Here is a 6,841-nt window from a genome sequence, read left to right as displayed (position 1 = left end):
TCGATGAAGTCTGGTGACCCTAATGGTTGCTCGCCAACCTGTCCGCTAATGAGACCAACGATGCGTGCGTACTCCCATCAAGGCCACGGCCCGCGAGCCAGCCGGTCCATACATAAGGGTCAGAAGCGCCGTTTCGGCAGTCGGCAAGACACTTCCGGTCTTCCCCAGATAGTGTTGCAAAAGTCCCGAAAGGACGCGCGGCTAGTTTTCCGCGAAAGAACGAAATAAGCGACAATCGCCGGTCAATGTAGCCTCAGACCGGTTGTCGGAATCGCCGGTGAGTTTAGCGCCCGACAGAGTGGTCCCCCACGTTATTATTCGATCGTCGCGCCTATGGTTCTAAGAATTTGAGTCGCATGCCGCAAAAAGACTTTTGCAACACTATCCCCCAGTAACCAGACATATTCAGCGTCCGTCGGCATGTCTCAAACGTGCCAAAAACAGACTCATGCCCTGCAGCAAGCAGGTCTATTCGATCACTTGGTCGGCTCGCAGCAATATGGAGGTGGGCATCGTTCGAATGTCGACGGCTCGGCTTCAGGGGCACCACAAGCTGGGACAACAGCCCGAGACCCGGTGCCGGCGAAAAGCTGTCCCTCTTACCGGCAAAGGTAGTAAAGGTTGGTCCATGTCAGACCTTGGACAAGCTCGACGTTCCACGCTTCTCGACGCTGCCTGGCGGACAGCATACCGCGTCGGTTTCCCGCTTGCCCGCATCTGGTGGCGACTGCGGCACCAGCAGCATGAGGGGGCGCTTGTGGCTGTCTACGTCGGTCAGGCGCTACTGCTGGTGCGCTCGTCGTATAGGATCGAGTGGAACTTCCCCGGCGGCACTGTCCGGCAGGGTGAGACGCCTGAAGCAGCGGCCCGGCGCGAGCTGGCAGAAGAGATCGGCCTGCCGGAGCATTCCCGCTGGTCGCCGTGGGCGACGCCTGCGGCCTCTGGGACGGGCGAAAAGATAAAGTGCATTTCCTTGAACTACGACTGGATCGGCTGCCCGAGTTACAGCTCGACAACCGCGAGATCATCGGCGCGCGGCTGACATCGCTGAGTGAGTTGCGCGGCATGGCGCTGACCGGGCCGGTCGCCGTCTATCTCGGCAGGACGATTCCGCCGGGCTGCCATTCAGAGTGACCGCGCAACGCTACTGCAATGTTCACGATCCTTGAAGGCTGAAAGCTTCTGACCGACGCGAGCGGATGGCAATCGATGGTGCGAATGGCACGGCTTGGGAGCGACAACCATACCCTACCACATCATTTGCATAAGGGGCTGTGTTGCGCGTCACAGCAAAGATTGGCCGCTCATGTCTGAATCGGGTCAATCGCGTCCTTCTAACCGTCCGCTGACCACTTCCGGTCTACCCCGATAAGCAGACAATTTCAGAGGCCGCCTGGACTTCGCATTGGTGCCAACAGCGGACGTCGTCGCCTCATTCGATACGTCGTCGGCAGTCGCGACAGTTAACGCCATTCGATTCCGTATACGTCAACAGGCTGCAGGAAGCCTTTGAGATGGCAGGGACCAATGTTTGTGACATGCAAGCGATCCCGGATGCGATCCTGAACGGCACTTGATACAAGAATGGCATCGGGCTCGGCCAACTGACACAAACGAGCAGCCAGTTGAACGGTCGCACCAAAAAGGTCGTTGCTGTCCGCAATCGGTTCTCCGACGTCAATACCAATTCGCACTTGAAGCTTCTCCTTGCTTGCCAGATTGAAGGCTTCAAACGCTTGCTGGATGGCGCGGGCGCATTGCACGGAGGCGGCCGCGTCGGCAAAGGATGCCATGATGCCGTCGCCAGTGTGCTTCACCACATGCCCACCCTTGTCCTTCAATGCGCGGCGAACCAGCGCGTCATGTGCCCGAACCATCTCCACAGATCGGGCATCGCCAAGACGCTCTGTCATGCTGGTAGAGCCAACGATGTCGGTGAACATAATGGCCCGCAGGGCCGAATCGATTGTGACGTTGTTGGCCTCGCCGCTCGGTTCCGGATCAGACACTCTCCCCAGAAACGCCTGAACGGCTGAGAGGTCCACCTCGATCACATCTTTCGCCACTTCGCCGTGAGCTTCGTCATGAACCCGCATCGCAGTTTGAATATCCGGTGCGTCAATGAGACAGAAGCCCGTACCGCGCGATTCATCAAACCAATACGTCAAGAAACGAACTCCGTATTGATCTTGCACTTCCAAGTCTTTTCGATGCGCCTCGGCGATATCGGAAGCTGTCAGGCCTGAGAGATCGTGTCGGTCGAGGAAAATTGGCACTGGCGTTGCTCCACCCGTTTCTTCAGACGGACTCGATTAACACCTGCACCAAGCATGGTGTTTCGCCGAAAGCGCCATTTAATGTAACAGCTTGGTAAAGCTTTGGAAGTGCAGTAAGCCCGAGCCGGGACAATTCCTGCGCCCTGATGTCATCGCGTCAGTTTGGCTGCGTGCCGGTCACTTCCGGTCTTCCACGAACAACGGACACCATGAGACCGCCCTGGCATGTCTCAAACGTGCCAGAAGCGGACCAATGCCGCGTCACCAGAATTTCCACTGTGAGGGAGCGTTCATGGTGCTTCGGGAGTCTTGGAACTGTTGGGGTACTCCAAAGGGGGACTGTTGCGAAATGCGACAAGTAGTATTCTGGAAAGACCACAACTAATAGACCAGAGGCCGCTTGAGCTGGTTGAGCGCCGCGGTCGAAGAGCTTTCTTCCGCAAATAGCGCATGATCCAAGCGGCCGCCGCAAGCAGACGGAGGCACTTATGGCCTATTCTCAAGAGCAGGTAACAGCATTCGAGAAGGCCCGCTACGGCCAAGATTCGGCAAACAATACTTCAAAGGTGTTTCCCGCCGACAGCACGGCTCTTATCGCCGGAGCCAACATTGATGTGAGCAATCAGGTGGGTGTCGAGGGTGAAGTCGGCATCTCGGTGAATCCTCTCAATCCGCTCAATATCGTTGCTACATCCAATAACAACGAAGACCTTAGCCGGATGGCGACTTACTTTTCTGACGATGGCGGAACCACTTGGACTACCGTCTTCATCGACGAGAACCAGGACGGTCACGGGGCCGCTATCCGGTTCGATCCAAATGTGGCCTTCGACAGTGACGGCAACGTCTACGTTGTTTACAGTGTCAACACAGGTACTACGTCCCATTTGATGCTCGCTAAGAGCACCGATGGTGGCAACACTTACGCCCAGGTCACGGAAGTCACGACAGACCCGGCCAATAGCAGACTGCATACAGCGATGGTGACGACAAGGGCCGACGCCCATGGGGCGGATGACGTGCTGGTCCTCTGGGCAAGAGTGGTTACCGAGGAGAACATCCAGGCGGCCCTATCCCTAGATGGGGGAGCTACCTTCCCGATCGTCAACAACAATATCAACGACGCCACCCAAAGGACATTCCTTCCTTGGGCCGTGGTGGACGATGCGGGTGATTTCCATGTTGCCTGGGAGGCTAACCTGGAGGGGACCTCGCCCGATGGGCGTATTTTCCATGATGTCCTTGACGGCGCTACACTCGCTGATGGCACCGACGTCGCCGTAAGCGACATTCAAATCACGGACCAGTTTCAGGCAACCAGCAAGTTGCCAGCACAGCCTGACAGGGGTGTCTGGTCAACAGTTACTATCGATGCCGACCGCAGTGGCGGGCCCAACGACGGGCGCATCTATATCAGTTATACGGACCGGGCTAGTACGGCGACCGACGACACCAATATCTTTGTCCGTTTCTCCGATGACGGTGGCTGCAATTGGAGCTGTCCCATCCAAATCAACGACGACGGCGGCACCACAAGCCAATTTCTACCTCGCCTGGCACTGGATCAGACCACCGGCGATGTCTACGCTGCATGGTACGACGCGCGCAACGACGCAGCCAATAACCAGCAAGTAGACATCTTCACAGCCGTGAGCGTCAACGGCGGCACTAGCTGGGGACCCAACGAGCAACTGACCACGGCGCAATCGGACGAGTCGATGAATAACCCTTTGCGAGATCCGAACAATTACACGGAGTACATGGGACTGGCCGCATTCGGTGGCGCCGCCTTTGTAGGCTGGACGGACGCCCGAGCCGCCAACTTCACCACCGGGAACAATGAAGAGATTTTTTTCGGTCAAGTATCGCGCGCGGGTAAAATCGCCGACGACAAACATGACGATAACGACAAGGTCGTAAAGGGTAAACACGGTCACGACATCCTGGCCGGCAACGACGGCGCAGATGTCTTCGCCTTCCGGGACAATCAAACCCGCAACGCCATGATCACCGACTTCGATGGATTTGGGGATGTTGTCAAAATGGTCGACTTCGGCGCAAGCTTCGATCCATTAGCAGCGGTGAGCGCGACATCGCCCGGCACCGAGCTGGATCTCGGAGGCGGCAATAGCGTGCTGCTCTTCCGCACCGCGGCTGAGTTCAGCGCTGACCATTTTCTATTCCTGTGAACGTTACCCAATCGCGCCACAGAGCAGCGGTACCGACTGCGTCACCCCGCCATTGGGCGTAGGAACACCGCCGCCGCGAAAGGTGCCTGCTCAGGCGGCAGCGTATCGTGGTGGGGCGCCCTAACAGTCAGGTGCAGCTCAGAAGCGGCATGTGCCACCAGTCGCACGTCCGCCTCGGGTCAGACAGAGAAGAACTCACTGCGAGCAAATGTCTTCCGGGTTACCCCTGAAAGCGGACATTGCTCAATGAGTCGGCACTTCGCATTTGTGCCAGAAGGCGACGTTAGCGCATTCACGTCGGCTTACTAAGCCTTCGCCCTGCGAGGTGTGCTGGTCATCTGCTCTGTCCATGCCGGGTTGTGGGCTCAAAGGCTATGGGTCTGAGGTTGACAATGGTGCGACGTGGGCTCACGATCACGTATCCTCCGACGAAAATAATCAAGAGGAACAGCCGGGGGAAGAAGTCAGCGAAAAATTGGGAGGAAGCCATGGTCCGCATGTCGGTCATCGCCTCCGTGCTGCTGTGCCTTGTGGTTCCATCCAACGTAACGTCTGCCCCTTTGGTCAAGGACGTCGATGTCAACGGACTGCGCCTGTCCTACGTCGACCAGGGCTCCGGCGAGCCCGTCGTCTTTGTCCACGGCGCAATCTCCGACCTGCGCACGTGGCCGTCGGCGGTCAGCGAGACGGTCGCCAAGAAATATCGGTTCATCGCATACACGCAACGATACCACGGCACTGGCGCTTGGAACGATGACGGAAAGAAATACAGTGTCGCAACGCATGCTGATGATCTCGCCAAATTCATCTCAGCGCTCAATGCCGGACCCGCTCATGTCGTCGGCTGGTCGTATGGCGGTCAGGTCGCCATCATCGCCGCGCAAAATACGCCGTCGTTGGTCCGCAGCCTAATTCTTTATGAAAGCGGCCCCGCCTCGGTGCTCGCGCCAGATAGCCCGGAGGCCAAGACGGCCGCCGAAGACCGCGCCAAGTTCATCGGTCCGGCGATGGCGGCGCTCAAGGCCGGTGACGCCATGCAAGCCGCCGGGCTGTTTTTCGAGGCGGTGTCTCAAACCCCGCCGGGCGGATTCGAACACGAGCCGGAAGCGATCCGGACGACGGTGCTCGACAACGCGCGCACGCTACCGGTGCTTTTCGCCAGCCCACCGTCAGGCATCACCTGCGACAGCTTGAAGAATTTGACGCAGCCGACGCTGGTGCTGAAGGGCGAGAAGACGCAGACCTTTTACGCACTTATCAGCGATGCGATCAGCAAATGCGTGCCGAACGCTCAGCGGGCCATCCTCCCGAACGCCAACCATGCCGGGCCGGCTCGTGATCCAGCTGGGTTCGGCGCTGCCGTCGTCGAGTACCTGTCAAAGCGTTAAGAAGGGCCGCGCTGTTTAGCGCGGCAGGGCGGCGGCCAGGCGCTTCCGAGAGAGTAAGGGCCGCCGGGAATGGCTCTTTTTCTATTGATCGTCCTCCGCACGAGGCCAAGCGGGCGTTGCCTTGGTCCAGACGGTGAGCGCAACGATGCCTGCAAGAATAGCGACCTCTGGGCTGAGGGCGACACTGCTGTGGCTTTTCCTGATGGCAGCGAGCCTTTTCGTGCTGGCAGGGAGCCTGGATGTGCCGGCGTTTTGGAGATACCTGGCCATCATGGCCACAGTCTCCGCCGTGAGCCTGTGGCTCGCCGATCCGGACCTGTTTGGGGAGCGGAAGAGACCGGCCGGCAAACCGCTCAGCCTGACGTATTGGCTGATTGGCACTCGCGCGAGGTATCGACTTGCACCATCTCTCCGGTAGGGTGGAGACTGATACGCAGTGGATGTCGGCTAATGGGATGGTCCGGCCGTGCTCCGGCCCTGCCAGCACGAGAAGCTGGCAAGGGGCGCTCAAGACAAGGAGCACGCCATGTCTCAGAAAATCAACGCAGCGATCGCCGTGATCGGCATCGATATTGGCAAAAACTCGCTCCACATCGTGGGTCATGATCACCGCGGTGCCATCGTGCTGCGGCAGAAGTGGTCACGCGGCCAAGTGGAAACGCGGCTCGCCAACCTGCCGCCGTGCTTGATCGGTATGGAGGCCTGCGTAGGCGCCCATCATCTCAGCCGCAAACTCCAGATGCTTGGCCACGACGCCCGCCTGATGCCGGCGAAGTACGTGCGCCCGTATTCGAAGGGACAGAAGAATGACTTCCGAGATGCGGAAGCCATCGCCGAGGCTGTCCAACGCCCGACGATGAAGTTCGTCGCGACCAAGACCGCCGAACAGCTCGACCTTCAGGCACTGCACCGCGTCCGCTATCGATTGGTCGGTCAGCGTACCGGCGTCATCAATCAGATCCGTGCGTTCCTGCTGGAGCGGGGCATC

Annotated in this window: 6 protein-coding genes; 5 read left to right on the top strand and 1 reads right to left on the bottom strand. The window is 58.7% G+C overall.

Features of this window, described 5'->3' with window-relative positions; translation table 11 throughout:
- Nucleotides 1–448: 448 nt before the first annotated feature.
- Nucleotides 449–1,042: an NUDIX hydrolase gene (locus IVA95_RS38970; RefSeq protein WP_346657984.1), complete on the top strand. Its 594-nt coding sequence runs from the start codon at nt 449–451 to the stop codon at nt 1,040–1,042.
- Nucleotides 964–1,134, top strand: coding sequence for a hypothetical protein (locus IVA95_RS06130; RefSeq protein ID WP_247509703.1), 171 nt, complete (start codon nt 964–966; stop codon nt 1,132–1,134). Before IVA95_RS38970 ends, IVA95_RS06130 begins: the two co-directional genes overlap by 79 nt.
- Nucleotides 1,135–1,463: 329 nt before the next feature.
- On the opposite strand, the gene IVA95_RS06125 is transcribed toward IVA95_RS06130, so the two are convergent.
- Nucleotides 1,464–2,276 carry a nickel-binding protein gene (locus IVA95_RS06125; RefSeq protein WP_247509702.1) on the bottom strand — a complete coding sequence of 271 codons (813 nt, stop codon included), beginning with the start codon at nt 2,274–2,276 and terminating at the stop codon, nt 1,464–1,466.
- Nucleotides 2,277–2,764: 488 nt separating this feature from the next.
- Between IVA95_RS06125 and IVA95_RS06120 the strand changes: the two genes are divergently transcribed.
- From IVA95_RS06120 to IVA95_RS06110, 3 genes are all read left to right on the top strand, one after another.
- A complete protein-coding gene (locus IVA95_RS06120) occupies nt 2,765–4,465 on the top strand; it encodes a sialidase family protein (RefSeq protein WP_247509701.1) in 1,701 nt (566 codons plus the stop codon).
- Nucleotides 4,466–4,953: 488 nt separating this feature from the next.
- Nucleotides 4,954–5,853 (top strand): alpha/beta hydrolase, encoded by a 900-nt coding sequence (locus IVA95_RS06115; RefSeq protein WP_247509700.1) that lies wholly within the window; start codon nt 4,954–4,956, stop codon nt 5,851–5,853.
- A gap of 526 nt (nt 5,854–6,379) precedes the next feature.
- The coding region (locus tag IVA95_RS06110; protein WP_247508845.1) for an IS110 family transposase at nt 6,380–6,841 on the top strand (462 nt) is incomplete at its 3' end.

The organism is Bradyrhizobium sp. 157, from assembly GCF_023073815.1.
GTDB lineage: Bacteria > Pseudomonadota > Alphaproteobacteria > Rhizobiales > Xanthobacteraceae > Bradyrhizobium.
Note: the sequence above shows the minus strand (reverse complement) of the source record. Positions and strands in the feature narration are given on the sequence as shown.

What these genes read in the sequence shown, in the direction of transcription:
- IVA95_RS06120 (WP_247509701.1), top strand. Translation starts at nt 2,765, where the DNA reads ATGGCCTATTCTCAAGAGCAGGTAACAGCATTCGAGAAGGCCCGCTAC.
- IVA95_RS06115 (WP_247509700.1), top strand. Translation starts at nt 4,954, where the DNA reads ATGGTCCGCATGTCGGTCATCGCCTCCGTGCTGCTGTGCCTTGTGGTT.
- IVA95_RS38970 (WP_346657984.1), top strand. Translation starts at nt 449, where the DNA reads ATGCCCTGCAGCAAGCAGGTCTATTCGATCACTTGGTCGGCTCGCAGC.